Origin of the sequence: Microbispora corallina (assembly GCF_016863035.1) — a bacterium.
In the GTDB taxonomy this organism is placed as follows: domain Bacteria; phylum Actinomycetota; class Actinomycetes; order Streptosporangiales; family Streptosporangiaceae; genus Microbispora; species Microbispora corallina.
On the sequence record NZ_BOOC01000001.1, the window covers coordinates 15,209 to 38,930 of the forward strand.

Here is a 23,722-nt window from a genome sequence, read left to right on the forward strand (position 1 = left end):
TCCCGCGTCTTCCGGGCGGCGCGCACCCTCCTGCCGCCGGACGGCGAGGCCGCACCGGTTACAGGGAGGGTGTCGTGTCAAGGAAGCCCCCGCCTCGCTACTTACGCGCGGCCGCCGTCGTCGGCGGCCTCGGCCTGATCGCCGCGACGATCCCCGCGGGCTCCGCCGCGGCGGACCCGAGCCCCACCCCCTCGCGGTCGTGGACCGCGACGGCGCTGACGGGCGCCGAGCGGACACAGGGCGCCAAGTCCCCCAGCGGCCAGCTCGCCAAGAGCGACGAGGGCCTGTTGAGGTCCACCTCCGCAGACCAGACGACCGTCATGGTCAAGCTCGACTACGACTCCCTGGCCGCGTACAAGGGCGGGCTGTCGGGCCTGCCGGCGACGAGCCCCTCGGTCACCGGCCGCCCGCTCGACCTCAAGAGCGCCGACACGACCAAGTACGCCAAGCACATCGAGGGCATCGAGAACACCTTCCTCGGCGAGCTGGGCAAGAAGATCTCCGGCGCGCGCGTGGGGCAGAAGCTCCGCACGGTGTACGGCGGCGTGGCGCTCACCCTGCCCGCCAACAAGGCGGCCGACCTGCTGAAGCTGCCCGGTGTGGCGGCCGTCCAGGAGGACCGCAGGGAGCAGCCGCTGACCGACTCCAGCCCCGAGTTCATCGGCGCGCCCACGATCTACAACCGCCTGGGCGGGGCGAACTCCTCGGGCAAGGGCGTGATCGTCGGCATCCTCGACTCGGGCGTGTGGCCGGAGCATCCGCAGTTCAACGACCCGGGGACGCTGCCAGCTCCCCCGCCCAAGGCGGACGGCACGCCCCGGACCTGCAACTTCGGGGACAACCCGCTCACCCAGGCGAACGACGTCTTCCCGTGCAACCACAAGCTGATCTCGGGCCAGCCGTTCCTCGCGACGTACAACGCGCTGGTGGGCGGCGACATGTACCCCGACAGCGCCCGCGACTCCAACGGGCACGGCACGCACACGGCCACGACCTCGGCCGGCGGCCCGGCCGACCACGCCAACCCGCTCGGCATCGACCGCGGCCCGATCCACGGCATCGCCCCCGCCGCACACGTCGCCGTCTACAAGGTCTGCGGCGCGGAGGGCTGCTACCAGTCCGACTCGGTCGCGGCGGTCGCCCAGGCCATCGCGGACGGCGTACGGGTGATCAACTTCTCGATCTCCGGCGGCGCCGACCCGTACAGCGACCCGGTGGAGCTGGCGTTCCTCGACGCGTACGCCGCGGGCGTGTTCGTGTCGGCCTCGGCCGGCAACTCGGGCCCGGGCGCCGGTACGACCGACCACCGCGGCCCCTGGGTCACCACGGTAGCGGCCTCCACGCAGTCGCGGACGTTCCAGTCGACGATCACGCTGACCGGCGGGCCGTCGATCAAGGGGGCGTCGATCACGCAGGGGATCTCGACGCCGCTGCCCGTGGTGCTCGCCTCCGACCCGCCGTACAGCGACCCGCTGTGCGTCAACACGCCGCCGGCCGGGCTGTTCGCCGGCAAGATCGTCGCCTGCCAGCGCGGCCCCAACCGGGTGCTCAAGGGCGCGCAGGTCAAGAAGGGCGGCGCGGCGGGCATGATCCTGTACAACGCCACGCCGCTCGACATCATGACCGACAACCACTGGCTGCCGGCCGTGCACATCGACAAGCCGGAGACCGACGTCCTGCTGAGCTTCCTCGCCTCCCACCCGGGCGCGACGGCCACGTTCACGCAGGGCGAGAAGGCGACCTGGCAGGGCGACGTGATGACCACGTTCTCCTCCCGGGGGCCGGGCGGCGACTTCCTCAAGCCGGACGTCACGGCGCCCGGCCTGCACATCCTCGCCGGCCAGACCCCGACACCGGAGTCCGAGCTGGAGGGCCCGCCGGGGAACCTGTACCAGGCCATCGCGGGCACCTCGATGTCGTCGCCGCACGTCGCCGGCGCCGCCGCGCTGCTGTTCGCGCTGCACCCGTCGTGGACGCCCGGCCAGGTGAAGTCGGCGCTGGAGACGACCGCCACGACCAAGGTCGTCAAGCCCGACCGCACCACCCCGGCCGACCCGTTCGACTACGGCGGCGGGCGGATCGACCTGTCCAAGGCCGGGGACGCGGGGCTGACCCTCGACGAGACGGCCGCGCACTACGCGGCCTCGGCGGCCGACCCGCTCAACCGGATCGATCTGAACGTCCCGTCGGTGAACGCCCCGATCATGCCGGGCGTGATCAGCGCGAAGCGCACGTTCGTCAACACGACCAGCGGTTCGCTCACGTACGCGGCGACCGGGACGACCGTCAGCGGCGCGAACATCACCGTGCTGCCGCCGCTGTTCACGGTGAAGCCCGGCAAGAGCGTCACGGTCTCGGTCGTGATCACCGCCCCCGACCTGCCGGAGGGGCAGTACTTCGGCCAGGTCGACCTCAAGCAGGTCGGCGGCTCGCGTCAGCAGCACCTGCCGGTGGCGTTCTACCGGCGTGAGGGCGCGGTGCCGATCGACCAGACCTGCACGCCGACGACGATCGCCCGCAACACCGGCCAGTCCACCTGCACGGTGAACGTCCAGAACACCACCCTGGAGGACGCCGACGTCACCGCGGCGACCGTGCTCGACACCAGGCTCCGGGCGACCGCGGCCACCGGGGCGACCCGGGTCGGCACCCAGCTCGTGACGGCGCGCAAGACCCTCGCCGCGCGGCAGCCGGACAAGCCGTCGATCGCGCCGGGCGCCAACCCGGCCGGCGGGTGGCTCTCGCTGGCGGACTTCGGCATCGCGCCGACGCCCATCGGGGACGAGGAGGCGCTCAACTACAACGTCCCGGCGTTCACCTACGCGGGCGGCACGTTCACCAGGATCGGCGTCGTCTCCGACGGCTACACGGTGGCCGGCGGCACCAACGGCAACGCCGACATCCAGTTCGCGCCGCAGACGCTGCCCGACGCGGCGCCGCCGAACGGCGTCCTCGCGACGTACTGGACCGACCTGAACGGCACCGGCGCGCCCGGCGTCTACGTCGGCACCCTGAGCGACGGGGTGAACCGCTGGCTCGTCGTCGAGTGGCACGTCTACCTGTACGGCACCAGCGACCTGAAGGTCTTCCAGCAGTGGATCGGTCTCAACGGCGCCGAGGACATCTCGTACGCCTACGATCCCGGCCACCTGCCGGGCGACCCAGGGGCGGCGTACGGCCTGACGGTCGGCGCCGAGAACGCCGAGGGCACCGCCGGCAGCCAGATCAGCGGCCCGCCGACGCAGGACTACCGGATCGCCAGCACGCCGGGCGCCCCCGGCGGCACGCTCAGCTACTCCTTCACGGTGAAGGGCGCGTCCCCGGGCACCGGCACGGTCACGACCGGCACCTCCACCCCCCAGGTGAAGGGCATCACGGTCGAGGTCGACCGGATCACCGTCCAGTAGACGGCGCGCGAGGGGCCCGGCGGGTTCGCCCGCCGGGCCCCTTCTCGCCGCCGGTCAGCCGTGGAGGTAGCCGACCAGGGCCTCCTTCTCGGTCTCCAGTTCCTCGATCGCGCTCTTCACCACGTCGCCGATGCTGACGATGCCCACCAGGCGGCCGTCCCTGACGACGGGCACGTGCCTGACCCGGTGGTTCGTCATCGTGCGGCGCAGTTCCTCGACGTTCGCGTCCGGGGAGCAGGTCCGCACCTCGGAGGTCATGATCGAGGACACCGGCTCGTTCAGGACGCGGGCGCCGCGCTCGTGCAGCCGCCGCACCACGTCGCGCTCGGACACGATGCCGTCGATGGTCAGCCCGTCCTCCGACACCACCACCGCGCCGATGTTGAGCTCGGCCAGCGCGGCGAGGAGCTGGGTCACCGTCGCGTGCGGGCGCACGGTCGCCACGCCGGTTCCCTTGTTCTGCAAGATCGTACCGATGAGCATCGACACCGCCTTCCAGGGGCACCCGGGGGAGATCCCCGTCTCCCGCTCCGGCCGGCCGGCTGGAGCGGCATAAGCCTGTTTCCCCAGGCAACAGCGGTCGTCGTGGCCCGTCAAGGGCCTCGCCCCTAGCATGTGAAATAACGCTGCAGCCTTGGGAACGGGATGGCCGATGACGGAGAAGCTGAACACCGGGAGTCACGATCTGCCGATCAGCGACGAGCTCGCGGAGTTCATGCGCACCGGCTGGGGTGCCGCGGCGGGGGCCGATCCCGAGCCGCTCCCCGTCGCCCCGTACGCGGCCAAGCGGCGGGCCCGGCTCGCCGAGCGCTTCCCCGGCGAGCGGCTCGTCGTCCCCTCCGGCGTCCTGGTGGCCCGCAGCAACGACGACGACCACCGCTTCCGGGCGCACAGCGCGTTCGCCCACCTCACCGGCGGACAGCAGCCTGACTGCGTGCTCGTGATCGAGCCCTCCGGCGCCGCCCGGCTGTTCCTGCGTCCCCGCCCGCCCCGTTCCGAGGGGCAGGAGTTCTACCGCGACCGCCGGTACGGCGAGTTCTGGGTGGGGCACCGCCCCGACCTGGCCGAGGCCGAGGCCCTGCACCAGATCGAGTGCGTCCACATCGACCGGCTGCCCGACGCGCTGACCGGCCCGGCCCGGGTGCTGCGCGGCGTCGACCCCTCGGTCGACGCGCTGGTGCCCCCGTCCGGAACGGCCGACGCCGAGCTCGCCGCGGCCCTGTCGGAGCTGCGGCTGGTCAAGGACGAGTGGGAGGTCGCGGAGCTGCAGCGCGCCGTCGACGCCACCGTCCGCGGCTTCGAGGACGTCGTGCGGGCGCTGCCCGCCGCGCTCGCCCACCCGCGGGGCGAGCGGTACGTCGAGGGGGTCTTCGGGCTGCGCTCCCGCCTGGAGGGCAACGCGGTCGGCTACCAGTCGATCGTGGCCTCCGGCGCGCACGCCTGCGTGCTGCACTGGATCCGCAACGACGGCCCGCTCGACGCCGCCGACCTCCTGCTGCTGGACGCCGGGGTGGAGGGCGACAACCTCTACACGGCCGACGTGACGCGCACGCTGCCGCTGTCCGGCGCGTACTCCCCGGTGCAGCGGCAGGTCTACGAGCTGGTGTACGAGGCGCAGAGCGCCGCCATCGGCGTCCTGCGGCCGGGGGCGCGCTTCCGGGAGTTCCACGAGACCGCCATGCGGGTCATCGGCGACGGCCTGGTCGACTGGGGGCTGCTGACCCGGGCTCAGGCGGACGCGGGCCTCCACCGCCGCTACACCCTGTGCAGCAGCGGCCACATGCTCGGCCTCGACGTGCACGACTGCGCCCGGGCGCGCGCCGGGACGTACCTCGACGGCGTGCTGGAGGAGGGGCAGGTGCTCACCGTGGAGCCGGGCCTGTACCTCCAGCCCGACGACCTGACGCTCCCGCCTGAGCTGCGCGGGATCGGCGTGCGCATCGAGGACGACCTGGTGGTCACGGCCGACGGCGCCCGCCTCATGTCGTCCGGGCTCCCCCGCCACCCGGACGAGGTCGAGTCCTGGATGGCCGCCCTCACCGGCTGACCCGCGACGGGCCCGGACGAGGCCCGGCTCGGCGGGGGGCAGTTCACTTGATCGTCACATCGCTCCCCTATCGTGGGCAGCGTGCGCCCCCCGCTCGCCGTGGCCGGCTACACCGACGAGGTGCTCGACGTCGTCGGCGGCACGCTCACCGAGGAGGAGCACCGGCGGGCCGAGCGGTTCACCCGCAAGCGGGACCGCCTCGACTTCGTCGCCGCGCACCTCCTCGTACGACACTGCGCCGCCGAGCTCCTCGGCTCGCGGGCGTGCGTGCTGACCGTGGTGCAGCGGTGCGAGCGGTGCGGCCAGGGCCACGGGCGGCCGTGGCTGGCCGAGGCGCCCGAGGTGTCGATCAGCCTCGCCCACACCTCCGGATACGTGTGCGCGGTCGCCGGGGCCGGGCGGGTCGGGGTCGACGCCGAGCACGCCACCAGCGGCCCGGCCGACCACAACCTGAAGACGCTCGCGCTGACCCCGGCCGAGGCGACGCTGGTGGGCGACGACAACAGCAGGCTGATCCGCCAGTGGGTCCGCAAGGAGGCGCTGGTGAAGCGGGGCGAGCTCACGCTCGACCGGCTGCGCGAGGCGGACCTGTCCGCGCTCCCCCTGGGCGGCGCGCCGGCGGGGACGCTGGAGTGGGAGGGCCGCCACTTCACCGAGTGGGCGGCCGGCACGGTCATCGCCACCGCCGTCACCGACGAGCCGGCCGAGCTACGCCTCCTTGGCGGGTGACCGGCCCGGGGTCGGGTCGAGGAACACCTGCTTGATCTCGGGGAACCGCTCCGTCAGGCGCCGCTCCACCTGGTCGGAGGCGAGCTCCAGCCGCTCGCCGGTCGTCTCGTCCATGAAGTCGATCTTTGCGGCGACCATGACCTGGCCGGGGCCCATCATGACCGTGACGAGGTCGACCACGCCCTCGACCTCCGGCTGCCCGTTGAGCTCGGCGAGGATCTCCTCCTCAAGGATCTTCGGCGCGGCCTGGCCGATCAGCAGCGACGCGTTGGTCCTGATCAGGCTGAGGGCCACCCCGAGCAGCAGCAGGCCGATGACGATCGAGGCCGCGCCGTCCCACGCCGCCGAGCCGGTGAGCTGGGACAGGACGAGCCCGAGGGCCGCGACGGCGATGCCGGCGAGGGCCGCGACGTCCTCCAGCACGACCGCCTTGAGCATGGTGTCGGACGTCCGGGCGAGCAGGTCGCGCGAGCTGACCTGCCACCGGCGGGCCTCGCCGCGCAGCTGCGACAGGCCCTTCCAGAGGGAGACCGACTCGATCGCGAACGACACCGCCAGCACGATGTAGGAGACCAGGATGTCGCCCAGCTCCTCGCCGTGGACGATGGTCTGCCAGCCGTGCGTGAGCGAGAACCCGGCGCCCACGACGAGCGTGAAGCAGGCGGCCACGATCGCCCATAAGTAGCTGGCCCGGCCGTGCCCCAGGGGGTGCCGCCGGTCGGCGGGCCGCTCGCCCTGCCGGATCGCGGTGAACAGCAGCACCTCGGTCGCGGTGTCGGCCGCCGAGTGGGCGGCCTCCGAGAGCATCGCCGACGACGAGCTGAGCAGGCCCGCGACCAGCTTGGCCAGGGCGATCAGGAGGTTGGCCGCACCCGCGACCACCACAGTGCCGACGCTCTCGCCGCCTTCGTCCGCGCTCATCGGCACTCCCGTCCGCTCCGCCCCGCCTCGTGCGATCTTATGCTGGTCGTCATGGAAGACCCCCGCTGGCTAAGCCCGCAGGAGCAGCGCGCGTGGAGGGCGCACCTCGCCGCGCACCGGCTGCTCTTCTATCAGCTCGACCGCGACCTGCAGGGCAGCGGCCTGTCCCTCAACGACTACGAGATCCTGGTGAACCTCTCGGAGAGCCCGGAACACCGGATGCGGATGAGCGAGCTGGCCGACGCCACCATCCAGTCCCGCAGCAGGCTGTCCCACCAGATCTCGCGCATGGAGGCGGCCGGCCTGGTCGTGCGGGAGAACTGCGAGGACGACAGGCGCGGCACCTTCGCCGTCCTCACCGGCCGCGGCTGGGAGATCATCCAGAAGGTGGCTCCCGACCACGTGGTCAGCGTCCGCCGGCATTTCATCGACCTCCTCACGCCCGAGCAGATTGCCCTGCTCGACGAGATCTACACTCCCGTGGTGAACCACCTCCAGTCCGTACGCTCGCCGCGCTGAGCGCCGGGACGAACGGGCGCGCGGCCACTGGCCGCGTGGCGCGACGTGCCGGGGCGGCCCGCGGCCCCTCAGAAGGGGGCCGAACCGATACGCATGGATCCGCGTGCCTGTCGGGGCCGCTCGCTACGATCCGCCATGTGAGAACAATCGCCGGGCTGGTCGCAGCCGCCCTCCTGCTCCTGACGGCCTGCACCTCGACCGGCGGGGCGACCCTCCCCAGCGGGCCTGACCTGCTGAAGAAGTCGGCCGACGCGATGCGGGCGGTGAAGACCGTCGCCTTCACCATCGACACCAAGGACCGGCCCGCCGTCCCCGTCCGCCACGCCGAGGGCAGTCTCACCCGTGCGGGCGACGCCAAGGGCACGCTGCAGATCGAGATCGCCGGCCTGCAGGAGTTCGAGTTCGTGGTGTCCGGCGACACGGTGCGGTTCAAGGGCCCGACCGGCGGTTTCCAGACGATGACCCGGCAGCAGCTGACCGCGCTGTACGACCCGTCGGCCGTGCTGACCGGCGTGCCGGAGCTGCTGGCGACCGCGAAGGACGCCCGCACCGAGGGCGTGGAGAAGGTGGGCGGGTCCGACGCGTACCGGGTGGCGGTCACGCTGGCCCAGCAGACGCTGGCGAAGCTCATCCCCGGCGTGCAGCAGGGCGTCAACGGGACGCTCTGGGTCGACAAGGCCACCAGCCGGCTGCTCAAGATCGACCTTCCCCTCAGCGGCGGCTCTGTCGTCGTGACCCTGGGCGACTACGACGCGCCCGTGACCATCGCCGTCCCCTCCTCCAGCCCGTCGTGACCGCCTCGCTCGGCAGGAGGGTCGCGCTCGGCGCCGGCGGCGCGGCCGTGCTGCTGGCCGCGCTCGACGCGTACGTCGTCGTCACCGTGCTCGTCGACGTCGCGCAGGACGTGGGCGTCCCGCTCAACCACCTCGAACGCGCCACGCCCGTCGTCACCGGGTTCCTGCTCGGATACGTGGCCGCGATGCCGCTGCTCGGCCGCCTGTCCGACCGCTACGGCAGGAGGCCGCTGATCCACGCGTGCCTGGCCGGGTTCGCCGCGGGGTCGCTCGTCACCGCGCTGGCCGGGAGCGTCCCCGCGCTGGTGGCCGGCCGTACGCTCCAGGGGATCGCCGGAGGGGCGCTGCTGCCGATCACGATGGCGCTCGTGGGCGACCTGTGGGACGAGCGCGCCCGTCCGGTGGCGCTCGGCGCGGTCGGCGCCGCCCAGGAGCTCGGCAGCGTACTCGGCCCGCTGTACGGCGCGGGGATCGCCGCCGTCGCCGGCTGGCGCGGCATCTTCTGGATCAACCTGCCGCTCGCCCTCGCCGCCGCCGTGGCCGTCCAGTGGGCCGTCCCCCGCGAACGAGACGCCGCGACGGGCGGCGGAGGCGCCGCGCGCAACGGGGTGGACCTCGGCGGCGGCGTGCTGCTCGCGCTCGCCCTCGGCCTGCTCGTGGCCGGGCTGTACAACCCCTCGCCCGACCGCGCCGTGCTGCCGGCCTGGGGACCGCCCTGCCTCGTCGCGGGGGTCGTCGCGGGGATCCTGTTCGCGGTGTGGGAGGTCCGCTCGCCGGTGCGCCTGCTCGACCTGACCGGCGTCCCCCGGCGGCCGCTGCTCGGGACGCTCGCGGTGAGCCTGGTCGCCGGGGCGGCCCTGCTGGTCACGCTGGTCGACGTGCAGCTGGCCGCGCAGACGCTCATGGGGAAGGACGCCGTCGGCGGCGCCCTGGTCCTCACCCGCTTCCTCCTGGCGCTCGCCGTGGCGGCGTTCCTGGGCGGGGTGGCGGCCCGGCGGTTCGGGGAGCGGGCGGTCGCCGTGGCCGGCATGGCCGTGGCCGCCGCCGGCTATCTGATGATCTCGCGCTGGCCGCTCGACCCGGCGTCGGCCGGCCTGCGGATGGACCTCGACCTCGTCGTCGCCGGGCTCGGGCTGGGCCTTGTCGTCGCCCCGGTCTCGTCGGCGGCCCTGCGGGTCGTGCCCGCCGCCCAGCACGGCGTGGCCTCCGCGGCGGTCGTGGTGGCGCGGATGATGGGCATGCTGCTCGGCGTGTCCGCGCTGTCGGCCTGGGGGTTCCATCGGTTCCAGTCGCTCACCGCCCACCTCGACACGCCGCTGCCGTTCGGCGTGGACGCGGCCGAGTACGCCCGGCGGCTCGCCGCGTACACACGGCAGGTCACGGCGGCCCTGCACAGCGAGTACACCGAGATCTTCCTGATCACCTCGGTCCTGTGCCTGGTGGGAGCCGCGGCGGCCCTCACGCTCCCGGCGGCCCGGGGCGTGACCCGCGGGGTCCCGGCCTCCGCGCGGGTGGCCGAACACGACGGCGTCTGAGCGCCGGCGGGGCGGGCGGCGTCACCGCAGGGACGGCGTCGCCGTCCCTGCGGTGACCGGAGCGACAGGGGGCGGCAACCGGCCCCGGCGCCTGAACGGTCAGGAGCGCAGGTAGGCCAGCACGGCCAGGACCCGGCGGTGCTGGTCGCCGTCCTCGGCGTGCAGCCCGAGCTTGGCGAAGATGCTGCGGATGTGCTTTTCGACCGCGCCCTCGGTGACGACGAGGCGGCGGCCGATCGCCGGGTTCGACCGGCCCTCGGCCATGAGCCCGAGCACCTCCCGCTCGCGCGGGGTCAGCGACGCGAGCGGGTCGTCCCGCCGCCGGCGGACCATGAGCTGCGCCACGACCTGGGGGTCGAACACGGTCCCGCCGCCCGAGACCCGGCGCAGCCCCTCCATGAACTCCTCGACGTCCACCACGCGGTCCTTGAGCAGGTACCCCACCGCGCCGCGGGCGTCCGCCAGCAGGTCGTCGGCGTAGGAGACCTCGACGTACTGCGAGAGGATCAGCACGGGCGCGCCCGGGACCTTCTCCCTGGCCTCGACCGCGGCCCGCAGGCCCTCGTCGGTGAACGTGGGCGGCATCCGCACGTCGACCACGGACACGTCCGGCCGGTGCGCGACGACGGCGTCGACCAGGGCGTCCCCGGTGCCGGCCGTGGCCACGACCTCGCAGCCGAACTCCTCCAGCAGGCGGACGAGGCCCTCCCGGATCAGGACGGCGTCGTCGGCCACCACTACGCGCACGGAACCTCCGCCGTGATCATCGTGGGCCCGCCCGACGGCGAGCTCACCGTCAGCTCCCCCTCGACCGCCCGCAGCCGGTCGGCGAGGCCGGAGAGCCCGTGTCCCTTGGCGACGTGCGCGCCGCCGACTCCATCATCCCCGATCGTCAGCAGCAGGCTGTCGCCGATCCTGGTGAGCGTGACCCAGCAGGACGTGGCCCGGCTGTGCTTGGCGACGTTGGTCAGCGCCTCGGCCGTCACGAAGTACACGGTGTTCTCGATCAGGGCGGGGTAGCGCTCGGCGGTCTGGACGTCCAGCTCGACCGGGACCGTGCAGCGGCCCGCGAGCGCGGCCAGGGCGGGGGCGAGGCCGCGGTCGGCCAGGATGGGTGGCGCGATGCCGCGCGACAGCGCCCGCAGCTCGTCCAGCGTCTCCCGGGTCGCGGTGATGGCCTGCCCGATCGTGGCGTGCGCCGCGGAGGCGTCCCGCTCCAGCTCGCGCTGGGCCCGCGACAGCTCCATGGCGAGGTGCACCAGCCGCTGCTGGGGCCCGTCGTGGATGTCGCGCTCCAGCCGGCGCAGGGCGTTGGCCTCGGCGTGGGCGGCGGCGTTGCGGCCCTCGGTCAGGTCCTCGATGCGCTCCTGAAGCTGGGCCACGCCGGTCAGCAGCGCCTTGCCCAGCGACGCCTGCAGCACCGCGCAGGCCCGGACGACCGGGTAGAGCGTGAGCGCGGCCACCACGCCCATCGCGACGTAGAAGACGCTGTCGATCAGGTACCCCCGGCCGAGCCCGAGCAGCTCGGGCAGGCCGTGGTTGCCGGGGATGTTCGAGAAGATCCAGCCGTACAGGGGGTAGGTCAGCGCGGAGACGGTCGTCGCCCACCAGGTCACGGCCACGCAGAACGTGGCGACCGCGACGGGGAAGACCACCAGGGCGTGCAGGGCGTCGAGCCAGGGCTGCCCCCCGGCCAGCGGCGTGAGCATCCGCCGGAACCACCTCGCGCCGTCCGGGGACCGCGGGTACCGTGGCCGGACCGTGTCGACGCCGAGGACGGCGCGGATGCGGGCCCGCTCCACCTCGCCCATGCCCCGCGCGACGAGCAGGGTGAGGGCGAGGATCGGCACGCCGACCCAGACGACCAGCGTCCCGGCGCCCGCCGACAGGCCGGCCACGACGAGGCAGAACGTGACGGTCGCCAGGGGGAACCCGACGAGCAGGTAGGCCGTGTCACCGGCCAGGCGGGGCAGCAGTCGTCTCATGTCGTCCACGGTATTGAGCGGCGGCCCGCCGATCGATCCCGCCGACGGCAGTCCCGGTGGTAGGGCAGGCCCTACCACCGGGTCCGTCCGCTACTTCTTCTTGCGCTTCTCGCGGATCTTCATGGTGACCTCGATCGGCGATCCGGCGAAGCCGAACTCCTCGCGGATCCGCCGCTCGATGAAGCGCCGGTAGGTCTCCTCCAGGAAGCCCGAGGTGAACAGCACGAACTTGGGCGGCTCGACCGACGCCTCGGTGGCGAAAAGGATCTTGGGCTGCCTGCCGCCGCGCACCGGCGGCGGGGTGGCCTGCACCAGCTCGGTGAAGAACTGGTTGAGCCGGGACGTCGGCACCCGGGTGCCCCACGACTCCAGGGCCCGCTCGATCGCCGGGGCCAGCTTCTCGACGTGGCGCCCGGTCTTGGCGGAGATGTTGACGCGCAGCGCCCACGGCGTGCGGACGAGCTGGCGGTCGATCTCCTTCTCCAGGTAGTGGCGCCGGTCCTCGTCGACCAGGTCCCACTTGTTGAACGCCACGACCATGGCCCGGCCGGACTCGATGACCAGGCCGATGATCCGCAGGTCCTGCTCGGTCAGCACCTCGGAGGCGTCGATCAGCACGACCGCGACCTCCGACCGCTCCAGCGCCGCGCGGGTGCGCATGGCGGCGTAGAAGTCGGCGCCCTTCAGCTCCCGGTCGCGGCGGCGGATGCCGGCCGTGTCGACGAAGCGGTACGTCCGGCCGCCCAGGTCGATCAGCTCGTCGACCGGGTCGCGGGTGGTGCCCGCCACCGGGTCCACGAGCACCCGCTCCTCCCCCGCCAGCCGGTTGAGCAGCGACGACTTGCCCACGTTGGGCTTGCCCAGCAGGGCGATCCTGCGGGGGCCGCCACGCGCGCCGAACGTCTGCGGCGGCGTCTCGGGCAGCGCGTCCAGCACGATGTCGAGCAGGTCGCCGCTGGCCCGGCCGTGCAGGGCGGAGACGGGGTACGGCTCGCCCAGCCCGAGGGACCACAGCCCGGTCGCCTCCAGCTCCATCTGCTGGTTGTCGACCTTGTTGGCGGCCAGCACCACCGGCTTGCCGGCCCGGCGCAGCACGGCGCCCACGGCCTCGTCGGAGTCGGTCACGCCGACGCTCGCGTCGACCACGAAAAGGATCACGTCGGCCAGCTCGGCCGCGATCTGCGCCTGCTCGGCGATGCGCAGCGCCATCCCGGTGGCGTCCGGGTCCCACCCGCCGGTGTCGACCAGCGTGAACCGGCGGCCCCGCCAGGTGGCCTCGTAGGTGACGCGGTCGCGGGTCACGCCCGGGACGTCCTCGACGACCGCCTCGCGGCGGCCGATGATCCGGTTCACCAGCGTCGACTTGCCCACGTTGGGGCGCCCGACCACCGCGACGACCGGGAGCGGCCCCGCGTCGGGCTCCTGCTCGGCCTCGTCGCCGCCCAGATCCGCGAGCTCGGCCTCGATCCAGCCCGCGTCGTCGTCGTCGTAGTCCCCCGCCACGTCCACACCCTGCCTCATCGGCTGCTTCCTCTTTCCCGGCGTCCCGCCGGTCTCCCGGCGCCGGTCGGCCGTCCCGCTGGTCCGCGGGCCCGCCGGCGCCCTGGCCGTACGCCCGGAGGCGTCAGGTCCGCTCCTTCACCAGCCGCAGCACCTCGGCGATCACCTCGTCGAGGTCGAGCGGGGTGGTGTCCAGCTCCACGGCGTCGGCCGCCTTGGCGAGGGGATCGATCGTGCGGGTCGAGTCGAGGGCGTCGCGCCGCGCCATCGCGGCCCGCTGCGCCTCAACCGTGGTCCCGGCGAGCTCGGCCGTACGGCGGACGGCGCGGGCCTCGGCGCTGGCCGTCAGGTACACCTTCACCGGCGCGTCCGGGGCGACCACGGTGCCGATGTCGCGTCCCTCCACGACGATCCCCCCGGACGGGAGGGCCGCGGCGATGATCTCGCGCTGGAGGTCCACGAGCCGCCTGCGCACCTCGGGGACCGCGCTCACCGCGGAGACGGCGCCGGTCACCTCCGAGCCGCGGATGGGTCCGGAGACGTCGGCGCCGTCGACGGCGATGCCCGGGGAGTCGGGGTCGGTGCCCACCGTGAGCGCCGGCTCACCCGCCCGCGCCGCGATCGTCGCGGCGTCGGCGAGGTCGACGCCCCGCTGGAGCATCCACCACGTCACGGCGCGGTACATCGCGCCCGTGTCGAGGTATCGCAGGCCGAGCGCCCGGGCGACGCCGCGCGACGCGCTCGACTTGCCCGACCCCGAGGGACCGTCCATGGCGACGACCAGACCTGACACCGGCTGTCTCCTTCTCCCTGCGCGCCCGCCTTCGAGCTGTCGCCCTTGAGGCTACCGGGAGTCGGGACGCGGCCGGGCATCGGCGGCCGGGCCGGGGACGGTCAGGAGAAGATCCCCGGCCCGGGGGTCAGGATGCGGCCGGGGTCGTACCTGGCCTTGCGGCGCAGCAGGTCGGGCCACCGCTCGCCGTACTGGGCCCGCCAGTCGTCCCCGGTGAAGTCGAGGGAGCCGATGGGGTAGCGGGTGCCGCCGAGCGCCCTGGCCTTGTCGTACAGGCGCCGGTTGCGGTCGAGCATCTCGGCGGCGAAGGCGGGGTCGGGCCCGGGGGCCGGGGAGGAGGTGAGGACGTCGAACAGGTAGACGAACTCGCTGTTCCCCGGCGGGATGCGGAAGAAGGGCCGGGTCAGCTTCGACCGCCGCTGGGGGAAGACGAAGCCGATGCCGGTGGGCGGGCCGAAGTCGCGGGCCGTGAGCGTCGGCACCACCTCGGAGACGTACCCCTGGGCCGTCTCGCCCGGGAGGATCACGTCGAACCAGGGCTTGAGCAGGTCGTCCCAGGCGTACTGCCGCCGCCAGCCGTCGATGACCCGGTCGTACCGCTCCACCCACTCCAGGTAGGTGGAGTCGACCACGGCGGCCGAGGAGGCGGGCGCGCTCAGCCCGCGCAGCAGGCGCCCGTCGTCCGGCGCCCGGCCGTCGTCGTAGAAGACGACGCCGTTGAGCTGGTAGACGACCGTCTTGCCGTCGGGCGCGAACATCAGGATGTAGGCGCCGTCGAGCTCCCGCCGCTCCAGCAGCACGTGCAGGTCGGCCCAGACGCGGGCGGTGTCGGTGGTCGGGTACTGCAGCAGGTAGTTGCGGGCCCGCCCGCGGGCGGGCACCAGGTCGATCGTGGCCCGGGTGATCACGCCGCACTGGCCGAGGCCGCCCAGCATCACCTCGAACAGGTCGCGCTCCCTGTCGGGGGAGCATCGGTGAAGCCGGCCGTCGCCCGTGACCACGTCCAGCTCGCGGACGTGGTCGATCTGCAGGCCGAGCTCGTTCTGCGCGGGGAAGCCGCCGACCGACAGCGTGCCGCCGACCGACAGGCCGACGTACGTCGTGAACAGCGGCGGCGTGAGCCCGCGGGCGGCGGCCGCGTGGGCCGCCTCCCGCCACAGCACGCCGGAGTCGACGCTGATGGAGTCGGCGCCGACCGAGTGGATCGCGGCCAGCGACCGGTTCTCGATGATGAGGCCGTCGGTGAGGCCCTGACCGTGGGTGGAGTGCCCCTGGCCGCGGGTGGCCACCGGGATGCGGTGCTCGCGGCAGAAGGCGATCATCTTCTGCACGTCGCGGACGGAGCCGGGCCGCAGCACCGCGCGCGGCAGGCGCCTGACGATCCTGCCGAGGTCGCGGCCGTCGGCCTGCCGGGTGGGGAGGTCGGTGAGCAGGACGCCGTCCAGGTGGGGGATCCGCTGGACGCTCCGGGAGCCGGTGCTGGTCGCCCAGGCCCGGGTGGTGGGGTCGAAGCCGACAATGAGGGCGCTCGCCCCGAGAGTGCCGAGAAATCGTCGTCGTGTAACCACGTCTGGGACGCTAGTGATCGCCCCGAAGCCGGAACAACGCGCCTTTCGTGACATTGCGGATCACACGTCCAGCGTGCACAGGACCTCGCCGTTGGCGACGGCCTGGCCCACCTTCACGGCCAGCCCCGCGACCCGGCCCGCCCGGTGCGCGAACATCGGCTGCTCCATCTTCATGGCCTCCAGGACGAACAGCAGCTCCCCCTCCTCGGCCGCCTCGCCGTCCTCCTTGAGGATCTTCACGATCGTGCCCTGCATGGGGCTCACGACCGCGCCCTCGGCCGCCGGGGCCCCGCGGCCCCCGCCGCCCCGCCGGGACGTCCTCCGCGCGGCGGGGGCCCTCCCCGCGGGCGCGGGCGCGGCGGCGCCGAGGCCCGCCGGCAGCACGACCTCCACCCGGCGCCCGTCCACCTCCAGCACGACGGTCTCGGTGCCGGCGACGGCGCCGGCCTCCCCCGGCGGCCCGGCGAACGGCTCGATCCCGCCGGCGAACTCCGTCTCGATCCACTGGGTGTGGACCTCCAGGTCGAAGGCGAACGCCGGGTCGTCCACCACGGCCCGGTGGAACGGCAGCGTGGTCGGCAGCCCGCCGATCTCGAACTCGGCGAGCGCGCGGCGGGCCCGGGCGAGGGCCTGCTCCCGGTCGCGCCCGGTCACGATCAGCTTGGCCAGCAGCGAGTCGAACGCCTGGCCGACGGTCGTGCCCTCCACGACTCCGGAGTCCAGGCGGACCCCCGGGCCGGCCGGCGGCCGCCAGCGGGTCACCGTGCCCGGGGACGGCAGGAAGTTCCGCCCCGGGTCCTCGCCGTTGAGCCGGAACTCGATCGAGTGGCCGCGCACCTCGGGGTCGCCGTAGCCGAGCCGCTCCCCCGCCGCGATCCGGAACATCTCCCGGACCAGGTCGATGCCGGTGACCTCCTCGCTCACCGGGTGCTCCACCTGGAGGCGGGTGTTGACCTCCAGGAACGACACCAGGCCGTCCCGGGCCACGAGGAACTCGCAGGTGCCGGCCCCGACGTACCCGGCCTCGCGCAGGATGGCCTTGGAGCTGTCGTACAGGACGCGCAGCTGGCCGGGGGTGAGGAACGGCGCGGGGGCCTCCTCGACCAGCTTCTGGTGGCGACGCTGCAGCGAGCAGTCGCGGGTGGAGACCACGACGACCTCGCCGTGCGCGTCGGCCAGGCACTGGGTCTCGACGTGCCGGGGACGGTCGAGGTACCGCTCGGCGAAGCACTCCCCCCTCCCGAAGGCGGCGACCGCCTCCCGCACGGCGCTCTCGTACAGCTCCGGGATCTCCTCCAGCGTGCGGGCGACCTTGAGGCCCCGGCCGCCGCCGCCGTACGCGGCCTTGATGGCGACGGGCAGGCCGTGCCGCTCGGCGAAGGCCACCACCTCAGCGGCGCCGGAGACCGGGCCGGGGGTGCCCGGGGCGAGCGGCGCGCCCACCCGCGTGGCGATCCGCCGCGCCGACACCTTGTCGCCCAGCTCCATGATCACGGCGGGCGGCGGGCCGATCCAGGTCAGCCCCGCGTCGATCACCGCCTGGGCGAAGTCGGCGTTCTCCGACAGGAACCCCCAGCCCGGATGGACGGCGTCCGCGCCCGACTTCAGCGCCGCGTCGAGCACCTTCCCCACGTCGAGGTAGCTGGTGGCGGGGGTGTCCCCGCCCAGGGCGAACGCCTCCCCCGCCAGTCGCACGTGGGGAGCGCCGGCGTCCGGCGCCGCGTACACGGCGACGCTGTCGAGCCCCGCGTCCCGGCAGCCCCGGACCAGCCGGACCGCCACCTCGCCCCGGTTGGCGATCAGCACCTTGCGCACCGCGTCTCCTCTCGGGTCTCCCCCTCGGACCGCCCGGTGACGGCGGTCACCACCACGTCTCCCGGTCCAGCCGCCAGCCGGCCTCCACCGACCAGCGGGGGCGGGGAGCGGGCCGCTCGGGCTCCCGGCCCTCCCGCGCCCGCCCGGACGCGGCCAGCACGGCCAGGACGGCGGCCAGCTGCTCGTCGGTCGGGGCGCCGCGCACGACCGCCGCAGGCTCGCGCACGACCGGCACGGGCTCGCGCCCGTCCGGCGCCGTCGCCGCGCTCATGCCGGGGGGTTGGCGTGCTTGCGGTGCGGCAGCACGGCCTGCTTGCCCCGGAGCGTGGCGAGGGCGCCGGCCAGCACCCTCCGGGTGTCCCTCGGGTCGATCACGTCGTCCACCAGGCCGCGCTCGACCGCGTAGTACGGGTGCATGAGCTCGGCCCGGTACTCGTCGATCAACTTGGCCCGGGTGGTCTCCGGCTCGGCCGCGGCGGCGATCTCCTTCCGGAAGATCACGTTCGCGGCGGCGTCCGCGCCCATGACCGCGATCTCGTTGGTCGGCCACGCGAACGACAGGTCGGCGCCGATCGAGCGGGAGTCCATGACGATGTACGCCCCGCCGTACGCCTTGCGGACGATCATCTGGATCCGCGGGACGGTGGCGGCGCAGTAGGCGTGCAGCAGCTTGGCGCCGTGCCGGATGACCCCGCCGTGCTCCTGGTCCGTGCCCGGCAGGAAGCCCGGCACGTCGACGAACGTCACCAGCGGGATGTTGAACGCGTCGCACATCTGCACGAACCGCGCCGCCTTCTCCGAGGCGTGGATGTCGAGCACACCGGCCATCGACATCGGCTGGTTGGCGATGACGCCCACCACGTGCCCGTCGATCCGGGCCAGCGCGCAGATCACGTTGGCGGCCCACCGCTCGGAGAACTCCAGGAACTCGCCGTCGTCGACGATCTCCCCGACGACCTCGCGCATGTCGTACGGACGGCCGGCCTCGGCGGGCACGATGTCGAGCAGGGCCTCGCAGCGCCGGTCGGGCGGGTCGAGCGTCGGCGCGACCGGGGGGCTCTCCAGGTTGCTGGCGGGCAGCAGCGAGACGAGATACCGCACGTCCTCCAGGCAGCTCGTCTCGTCGTCGTGGACGAACGTGGCAACGCCCGAGCGGGTGGCGTGCACGTCGGCGCCGCCCAGGCCGTCCTGGCTGATCCGCTCGCCGGTGACCGCCTCCACCACGTCGGGGCCGGTGATGAACATCTGCGAGGTCTCGCGGACCATGAACACCACGTCGGTGAGCGCCGGGGCGTAGGACGCGCCGCCCGCGCATGGGCCGAGCATCACGCTGATCTGCGGGATCACGCCGGAGGCGCGGACGGTCCGCTGGAAGATGCCGCCGTAGCCCGCCAGGCCGGTCACGCCCTCCTGGATGCGGGCGCCGGCGCCGTCGTTGAGGCTGATGAGGGGGGCCCGGGCGGCGTACGCCAGGTCCATCACCTTGTGGATCTTCTGGGCGTGCGCCTCCCCGAGGGAGCCGCCGAACACGCGGAAGTCGTGGGCGTAGACGAACACCCTGCGCCCGTCGATCGTGCCCCACCCGGTGACGACGCCGTCGCCGTACGGGCGGCGCTGCTCCATGCCGAACCCGGTCGCCCGGTGCCGGCGGAAGCCCTCGATCTCGGTGAACGAGCCGGGGTCGAGCAGGATCTCCAGGCGTTCGTGCACGGTGAGCTTCCCCCGTGCGTGCTGCGCCTCCGTCGCCCGCGCGCCCGGCCCATCGGCCAGCCGCCCGCGCATCCGGTCCAGCTCGGCGACCCGGCCCCGCATGGACGCGGGCGGGTCTTCGGCCACGACTTTCCTGTCGTCGAGCAGTGTCATTCGCGAAGGCCTTTCGACAATTCATCCGGGCATTCGCTGGAATGATTTCAAGAAGGGCCGCCGGGGCAAAGGAGAGTCACCCCTAGGAGGCATGCGCATATGTCTTAGGTGACATGGCCCGCGACTCCGCGGAATGATGGGATCGACGCTGTGGAGAACACTGCCCGCAATACAGGAGGAGCCCCGTCGTGAGGATCGACTTCCACGGTGTCACCGTCGGGCCGGACGTCTTCGAGAATTGGTCGGCGCAGGCCGAGAAAATGGGCTACGGCGCCGTGTGGATGTCCGAGACCCAGCACGACCCGTTCGTGAGCCTCGCCGCCGCCGCACTGCGGACCGAGCAGGTGGACATACGGACCGGAATAGCGGTGGTGTTCGCCCGGAACCCCATGTCCACCGCGATCCTGGCGAACGACCTCCAGTTGCTGTCGCGCGGCCGGTTCGCCCTCGGGATCGGGTCGCAGTTGCAGAGCCACATCACCCGGCGGTTCTCGATGCCGTGGTCCCGGCCGGCCGCCCGCATGCGGGAGTACGTGCTGGCCCTGCACGCCATCTGGGACTGCTTCGAGGACGGCGGCCGGCTGCGGTTCCGGGGGGAGTTCTACCGCCACACCGTCATGAGCCCGTTCTTCAACCCCGGGCCCAACCCGTACGGACGGCCGCGCGTGCTGGTCGCCGGCGTGGGCGAGAAGATGACCGAGCTGGCCGGCGAGCTGTCCGACGGCTTCCTGGCGCACATCATCGCCACCCGGAAGGTCCTCGACGAGGCGACGATGCCGCTGCTGCGCGCCGCCCGAGAGCGGGCCGGGCGCACCATGGACGGCTTCGAGCTGCACGTCACCCCCATCGTGGCGACCGGGGCCGACGAGCGGGAGTACGAGACGGCCGTCGCCCGGGCCCGGTCCACCATCGCGTACTACGCCTCGATCCCGAGCTACGCGCCGGTCTTCGACCTGCACGGCCTGAGCGGCCTGTGCGAGGAGCTCTACCGGCTCGCGGCGAGCGGGCGGTCGTCGGAGATGCCCGGCCTGGTCGACGACGAGGTGCTCGACACGTTCGCGGTCACGGGCGAGCCGAAGGAGGCCGCCCGCAAGATCCACGAACGGTTCGCCGATCTCGCGACCAGCGTCGCGTTCTTCCAGCGCGACGACGAGAAGGCCCCCGAGGGGTGGCAGCCCCTCTACGACGAGCTGCGGCACCTGCTCGGGGCTTGAGGGGAAACACGAGAGGGGCTCCGGCGATCCCGGGGCCCCTCGTTCCGTCTCCGGCCCCTGTTCCGAGAGGCCCGCGTCTGGAGCCCGGACGCCGAGGAGCCCGGACGCCGAGGAGCCCGGTCCCCGTACGGGACCGGGCTCCTCTGTGGGTGGGGTGCGGCGGATCAGGCCTGGGCCTCGGCGGCGTCGGCCGGGGTCACGTGCTCGGGGGCGAACAGGCCCAGCTCGCGCAGCAGGGTGAGCTCGTCCCTGGCCCCCCAGTGCTCGACGGCCTGGCCGTTCTCCACCCGGTAGAAGTGCAGGTGCTGGATCTCGAACTCCTTGCCCGTGGGCGGCACCCCCAGGAAGTCGCCGGTGTGGCGTCCGCTGAACGTCACCCGGCAGGCGAACTTGTCGCCCTCGGAGATGAAGTCGTCCACCTGCCAGCGCGCGTCGGAGAACGCCGAGCGCATGTACCGGGCGGTCGCCAGGTACCCCTCGGGGCCGCCGCCGACACCCTCCGACGCCTCGTGGTCGACGAAGTCCGGCGCGATGTAGCGGTGCGCCGCCTCCTCGTCGAGCTCGCCGAAGACCTTGGCGATGCCGATCGCCACCTCGAGGACCTGCTGCGCGGCGTCCGGCGGGCGCTCCTCGAGCGGCGCCAGCATCTCCTGGACCTCGTCAGCCATGCTCGTCCCTCTCTTCGCAGTCGTTCGCAGTCGTTTCTGAGGCGCTCTCAGTGACCCAGTCCCTGGCCGCCGCTGACCGGGACGAGGGCGCCGGTGATGAAGCTCGCCTCGTCGCTCGCGAGGAAGCGCACCACCGGCGCGACCTCCTCCGGCCGGCCCGACCTGCGCAGCGCGGTGATCCCGTGCAGGTACGCCCGGTGCTGGTCGGTGAGGCCCGACACCATGTCGGTCTCGATGAGACCGGGGTAGACGACGTTCACGGTGATCTTGCGGGGGCCGAGCTCCCAGGCCAGCGTGCGGGCGAAGCCCATGAGCGCCGCCTTGGACGCCGAGTAGTTGGTGACGCCGGGCGAGCCCCAGAACGCGGTGGTCGAACCGATCATGATGATCCGCCCCCAGCGGGCCTTCACCATGTCGTGGACGGCGCAGCGGGCGGCCCGCACCGTGCCCATGAGGTTCGTGTCGATCACCGCGGCGAAGTCCTCCTCGGACATCGCCAGGAAGAGGTTGTCCCTGGTCGTGCCGGCGTTGGCCACCAGCACCTCGACCGGCCCCTGCTGGGCCCTGACCTCCTCGAAGGCCCGCTCCACCGAGGCCGAGTCGGTCACGTCGCAGCGGACGCCGAACAATCCCTCCGGGGGCTCGCCCGACCGGTAGGTGATCGCGACCTTGTCGCCGTTGTCGGCGAACGCGCGGGCGATCGCGAGGCCGATGCCCCGGTTCCCGCCCGTGACCAGAACAGAACGGGTCATATGGCCACTCCTAGGTGCTCGTTGAGGGCGGCGACGGCCTCGGCCGTACCGGTGAAGTGGACGGCCCGCCACCCGGCGGCGCGGGCGCCGTCGCAGTTCTTCGGCAGGTCGTCGACGAACAGGGACAGCCCGGCCGGGACGCCGGAGCGCTCCACGGCCAGGTCGAAGATGCGCCGGTCGGGCTTGCGGCAGCCGACCTCGAAGGACAGCACGACGTCGTCGAACAGCTCCGCCGGGTCGACCATCCGCCGCCAGTGCAGGTCCCAGGCGGGGACCATGTTGGACAGCATCCCGACGAACAGCCCGCGCTCCCGCAGGCCGCGCAGCGCGGCGACCCACTCGGCGTTGGCCTCGCGGCCGTCGAACCACGCGTCGGCGAGGGTCGTCAGGCGCATCTCGACGCCGTGGTCGGCCCGCAGCACCTCGCCGATCTGCGCGACCCACTCCGGCTCGCTCACGAGGGGGGTGTCGATCGGCAGCATGATGTCGTCGGTGCCGTACGACGCGGTGACCTTGAGGATGGCGTCGATGAGCGCCTCCTGCGGCAGGTCGTGCGCGGCGCAGAACCGGGCCATCGTCACGCTGATGGGCGGGGTGAGCACCCCGCCGAAGTCGGTCCAGACCGCCGCCACCGGCTCCGCCGTCATCGCCCCGCCTCCCCGCTCAGCCGCAGCCGCATCTCGGCCACGATCCCGTCGCCCTGCGCGAACCTGACCTCGACCGCGCCGCCGGGCCCGGCCTCCGCCTCCGCGACGCAGGGCAGGTCCAGCTCGGCGAAGCGCAGGAAGCGCCCCGACACCTCGTACGGCACGGCCTCGTCGCCGGCCAGGACGACGGCGAGCTGGCGGGCCGCCTCGGCCAGGGTGGTGGCGGGCAGGTGGTCGTACTCGTGGTCGAACAGCGACCGGTTGGCGAACGAGGGCGCGACCAGCGCCCGCGCCCGTCGCGGTGCGCGCTCCACGTCCGCGACGACGACGTTCAGCGGGTTGCTGCGGCCCACCTCGTGGGGCAGCGCGCGCGACACGCCCTCCGGGTCGCCCAGGTCGCGGGTGGACGGCGCGGGCGTGCCCCGCATGAGCCGCCGCAGGGCCTCGTGCTCGCCCGGCGTGACGACGTTGACCTCCATCGTGTGCACGCCGGCCGGCTCGCCGTCCAGGACGAGGTCCTGGGTGACCGAGCCGGTCCGCACCCGGCCGCCGCGCGTCCTGCGGGCGTCGAACCGGTTGTCGATGCGCAGCTCGCCGGGCAGGTGCCCGGCGAGGAGCGGGCCGTCGAGCGTGATCGTGAAGCTCGCGACCATCATCATCGCCCGGGGCGGCAGGCCCAGCAGGTGCGCGCCCGCGATGCCGGCCTGCCGGCCGGCCTCCAGCACCAGCAACGGGTCGAACACAGCGGGCCGCGCGGTGTGGTCGCTGTAGTAGCCGTGGCTGAGCGGAAGCTGCGCCGCGGCCAGGAACCGGGCCTCGCCGGCCGGGCGGATATCGGTCACGAAGACCTCGGCGACCGAGGCGCGGTGCACCAGAGCGCGGTCGATCGTGCGACCGAAACTCAGCTCCACCGGCTCGGCGAGATCGGCGACGGCTTCCGTTGTGGCCGCCATCGTCACCCCCCT

Annotated in this window: 21 protein-coding genes; 7 read left to right on the forward strand and 14 right to left on the reverse strand. The window is 73.3% G+C overall.

Going from position 1 to position 23,722, the window contains the following annotated elements:
* Window positions 1–74 precede the first annotated feature (74 nt).
* Window positions 75–3,407, forward strand: coding sequence for a S8 family serine peptidase (locus tag Mco01_RS39685; RefSeq protein WP_275410454.1), 3,333 nt, complete (start codon window positions 75–77; stop codon window positions 3,405–3,407).
* 54 nt (window positions 3,408–3,461) lie between these two features.
* Here the strand turns inward: Mco01_RS39685 and Mco01_RS00110 are convergent, their stop codons facing one another.
* Window positions 3,462–3,890, reverse strand: coding sequence for a CBS domain-containing protein (locus Mco01_RS00110; RefSeq protein ID WP_036323608.1), 429 nt, complete (start codon window positions 3,888–3,890; stop codon window positions 3,462–3,464).
* A gap of 169 nt (window positions 3,891–4,059) precedes the next feature.
* Between Mco01_RS00110 and Mco01_RS00115 the strand changes: the two genes are divergently transcribed.
* Window positions 4,060–5,454: an aminopeptidase P family protein gene (locus Mco01_RS00115; RefSeq protein WP_204054867.1), complete on the forward strand. Its 1,395-nt coding sequence runs from the start codon at window positions 4,060–4,062 to the stop codon at window positions 5,452–5,454.
* Window positions 5,455–5,535: 81 nt separating this feature from the next.
* Window positions 5,536–6,183 carry a 4'-phosphopantetheinyl transferase family protein gene (locus Mco01_RS00120; RefSeq protein ID WP_204054868.1) on the forward strand — a complete coding sequence of 216 codons (648 nt, stop codon included), beginning with the start codon at window positions 5,536–5,538 and terminating at the stop codon, window positions 6,181–6,183.
* Here Mco01_RS00120 and Mco01_RS00125 read toward each other — a convergent pair.
* The gene (locus Mco01_RS00125) at window positions 6,163–7,104 is read right to left on the reverse strand and encodes a cation diffusion facilitator family transporter (RefSeq protein WP_204054869.1); all 942 of its coding nucleotides are present in this window, start codon (window positions 7,102–7,104) and stop codon (window positions 6,163–6,165) included. The two genes, Mco01_RS00120 and Mco01_RS00125, sit on opposite strands and share 21 nt — an antisense overlap.
* A gap of 51 nt (window positions 7,105–7,155) precedes the next feature.
* On the opposite strand from Mco01_RS00125, the gene Mco01_RS00130 reads away from it, so the two are divergent.
* From Mco01_RS00130 to Mco01_RS00140, 3 genes are all read left to right on the forward strand, one after another.
* On the forward strand, window positions 7,156–7,623 hold the full coding sequence (locus Mco01_RS00130; RefSeq protein WP_204054870.1) for a MarR family winged helix-turn-helix transcriptional regulator: 468 nt from the start codon (window positions 7,156–7,158) through the stop codon (window positions 7,621–7,623).
* 137 nt (window positions 7,624–7,760) lie between these two features.
* On the forward strand, window positions 7,761–8,417 hold the full coding sequence (locus Mco01_RS00135; RefSeq protein ID WP_239103224.1) for an LppX_LprAFG lipoprotein: 657 nt from the start codon (window positions 7,761–7,763) through the stop codon (window positions 8,415–8,417).
* Complete coding sequence (locus tag Mco01_RS00140) at window positions 8,414–9,952, forward strand: MFS transporter (protein WP_204054871.1); 1,539 nt, start codon at window positions 8,414–8,416, stop codon at window positions 9,950–9,952. Before Mco01_RS00135 ends, Mco01_RS00140 begins: the two co-directional genes overlap by 4 nt.
* 99 nt (window positions 9,953–10,051) lie before the next feature.
* Here the strand turns inward: Mco01_RS00140 and Mco01_RS00145 are convergent, their stop codons facing one another.
* From Mco01_RS00145 to Mco01_RS00180, 8 genes are all read right to left on the reverse strand, one after another.
* Window positions 10,052–10,699: a response regulator transcription factor gene (locus tag Mco01_RS00145; RefSeq protein WP_204054872.1), complete on the reverse strand. Its 648-nt coding sequence runs from the start codon at window positions 10,697–10,699 to the stop codon at window positions 10,052–10,054.
* Window positions 10,690–11,937 (reverse strand): sensor histidine kinase, encoded by a 1,248-nt coding sequence (locus tag Mco01_RS00150; protein ID WP_204054873.1) that lies wholly within the window; start codon window positions 11,935–11,937, stop codon window positions 10,690–10,692. Before Mco01_RS00150 ends, Mco01_RS00145 begins: the two co-directional genes overlap by 10 nt.
* Window positions 11,938–12,027: 90 nt before the next feature.
* A complete protein-coding gene (der, locus tag Mco01_RS00155; RefSeq protein ID WP_204054874.1) occupies window positions 12,028–13,458 on the reverse strand; it encodes a ribosome biogenesis GTPase Der in 1,431 nt (476 codons plus the stop codon).
* Between the two features lie 103 nt (window positions 13,459–13,561).
* Window positions 13,562–14,209 carry a (d)CMP kinase gene (cmk, locus tag Mco01_RS00160; protein WP_204055188.1) on the reverse strand — a complete coding sequence of 216 codons (648 nt, stop codon included), beginning with the start codon at window positions 14,207–14,209 and terminating at the stop codon, window positions 13,562–13,564.
* Window positions 14,210–14,331: 122 nt separating this feature from the next.
* A complete protein-coding gene (locus Mco01_RS00165; protein WP_239103225.1) occupies window positions 14,332–15,798 on the reverse strand; it encodes an FAD-binding protein in 1,467 nt (488 codons plus the stop codon).
* Between the two features lie 60 nt (window positions 15,799–15,858).
* Window positions 15,859–17,613 carry an acetyl/propionyl/methylcrotonyl-CoA carboxylase subunit alpha gene (locus Mco01_RS00170; RefSeq protein WP_204054876.1) on the reverse strand — a complete coding sequence of 585 codons (1,755 nt, stop codon included), beginning with the start codon at window positions 17,611–17,613 and terminating at the stop codon, window positions 15,859–15,861.
* A gap of 46 nt (window positions 17,614–17,659) precedes the next feature.
* Complete coding sequence (locus Mco01_RS00175) at window positions 17,660–17,884, reverse strand: acyl-CoA carboxylase epsilon subunit (RefSeq protein WP_204054877.1); 225 nt, start codon at window positions 17,882–17,884, stop codon at window positions 17,660–17,662.
* Window positions 17,881–19,476, reverse strand: a complete 1,596-nt coding sequence (locus Mco01_RS00180) for an acyl-CoA carboxylase subunit beta (RefSeq protein ID WP_036321192.1) — start codon at window positions 19,474–19,476, stop codon at window positions 17,881–17,883. The genes Mco01_RS00175 and Mco01_RS00180 overlap by 4 nt, the downstream gene beginning before the upstream one ends.
* 188 nt (window positions 19,477–19,664) lie before the next feature.
* Here Mco01_RS00180 and Mco01_RS00185 point away from each other — a divergent pair, with 188 nt between their 5' ends.
* Window positions 19,665–20,690: a TIGR03617 family F420-dependent LLM class oxidoreductase gene (locus Mco01_RS00185; RefSeq protein ID WP_036321194.1), complete on the forward strand. Its 1,026-nt coding sequence runs from the start codon at window positions 19,665–19,667 to the stop codon at window positions 20,688–20,690.
* A gap of 164 nt (window positions 20,691–20,854) precedes the next feature.
* On the opposite strand, the gene Mco01_RS00190 is transcribed toward Mco01_RS00185, so the two are convergent.
* Genes Mco01_RS00190 through Mco01_RS00205 form a run of 4 tightly spaced genes read right to left on the reverse strand, consistent with a single transcriptional unit; the run spans window position 20,855 to window position 23,710 of the window.
* Window positions 20,855–21,358, reverse strand: a complete 504-nt coding sequence (locus Mco01_RS00190; protein WP_036321195.1) for an ester cyclase — start codon at window positions 21,356–21,358, stop codon at window positions 20,855–20,857.
* Between the two features lie 47 nt (window positions 21,359–21,405).
* Entirely contained in the window at window positions 21,406–22,110 is a 705-nt protein-coding gene (gene fabG / locus Mco01_RS00195; protein ID WP_204054878.1) for a 3-oxoacyl-ACP reductase FabG, read from the reverse strand.
* On the reverse strand, window positions 22,107–22,757 hold the full coding sequence (locus Mco01_RS00200) for an HAD family hydrolase (protein ID WP_036321198.1): 651 nt from the start codon (window positions 22,755–22,757) through the stop codon (window positions 22,107–22,109). The genes fabG and Mco01_RS00200 overlap by 4 nt, the downstream gene beginning before the upstream one ends.
* Entirely contained in the window at window positions 22,754–23,710 is a 957-nt protein-coding gene (locus Mco01_RS00205) for an AfsA-related hotdog domain-containing protein (RefSeq protein WP_204054879.1), read from the reverse strand. The genes Mco01_RS00200 and Mco01_RS00205 overlap by 4 nt, the downstream gene beginning before the upstream one ends.
* Window positions 23,711–23,722: the final 12 nt, after the last annotated feature.

Excerpts from the sequence above, each read along its gene's own strand:
- Mco01_RS00190 (WP_036321195.1), bottom strand. The coding sequence starts at position 21,358 with ATGGCTGACGAGGTCCAGGAGATGCTGGCGCCGCTCGAGGAGCGCCCG.
- Mco01_RS00115 (WP_204054867.1), top strand. The coding sequence starts at position 4,060 with ATGACGGAGAAGCTGAACACCGGGAGTCACGATCTGCCGATCAGCGAC.
- Mco01_RS00125 (WP_204054869.1), bottom strand. The coding sequence starts at position 7,104 with ATGAGCGCGGACGAAGGCGGCGAGAGCGTCGGCACTGTGGTGGTCGCG.
- cmk (WP_204055188.1), bottom strand. The coding sequence starts at position 14,209 with ATGGACGGTCCCTCGGGGTCGGGCAAGTCGAGCGCGTCGCGCGGCGTC.
- Mco01_RS00175 (WP_204054877.1), bottom strand. The coding sequence starts at position 17,884 with ATGAGCGCGGCGACGGCGCCGGACGGGCGCGAGCCCGTGCCGGTCGTG.
- der (WP_204054874.1), bottom strand. The coding sequence starts at position 13,458 with ATGAGGCAGGGTGTGGACGTGGCGGGGGACTACGACGACGACGACGCG.
- Mco01_RS00200 (WP_036321198.1), bottom strand. The coding sequence starts at position 22,757 with ATGACGGCGGAGCCGGTGGCGGCGGTCTGGACCGACTTCGGCGGGGTG.
- Mco01_RS00130 (WP_204054870.1), top strand. The coding sequence starts at position 7,156 with ATGGAAGACCCCCGCTGGCTAAGCCCGCAGGAGCAGCGCGCGTGGAGG.
- fabG (WP_204054878.1), bottom strand. The coding sequence starts at position 22,110 with ATGACCCGTTCTGTTCTGGTCACGGGCGGGAACCGGGGCATCGGCCTC.
- Mco01_RS00110 (WP_036323608.1), bottom strand. The coding sequence starts at position 3,890 with ATGCTCATCGGTACGATCTTGCAGAACAAGGGAACCGGCGTGGCGACC.
- Mco01_RS00180 (WP_036321192.1), bottom strand. The coding sequence starts at position 19,476 with ATGACACTGCTCGACGACAGGAAAGTCGTGGCCGAAGACCCGCCCGCG.
- Mco01_RS00150 (WP_204054873.1), bottom strand. The coding sequence starts at position 11,937 with ATGAGACGACTGCTGCCCCGCCTGGCCGGTGACACGGCCTACCTGCTC.
- Mco01_RS00205 (WP_204054879.1), bottom strand. The coding sequence starts at position 23,710 with ATGGCGGCCACAACGGAAGCCGTCGCCGATCTCGCCGAGCCGGTGGAG.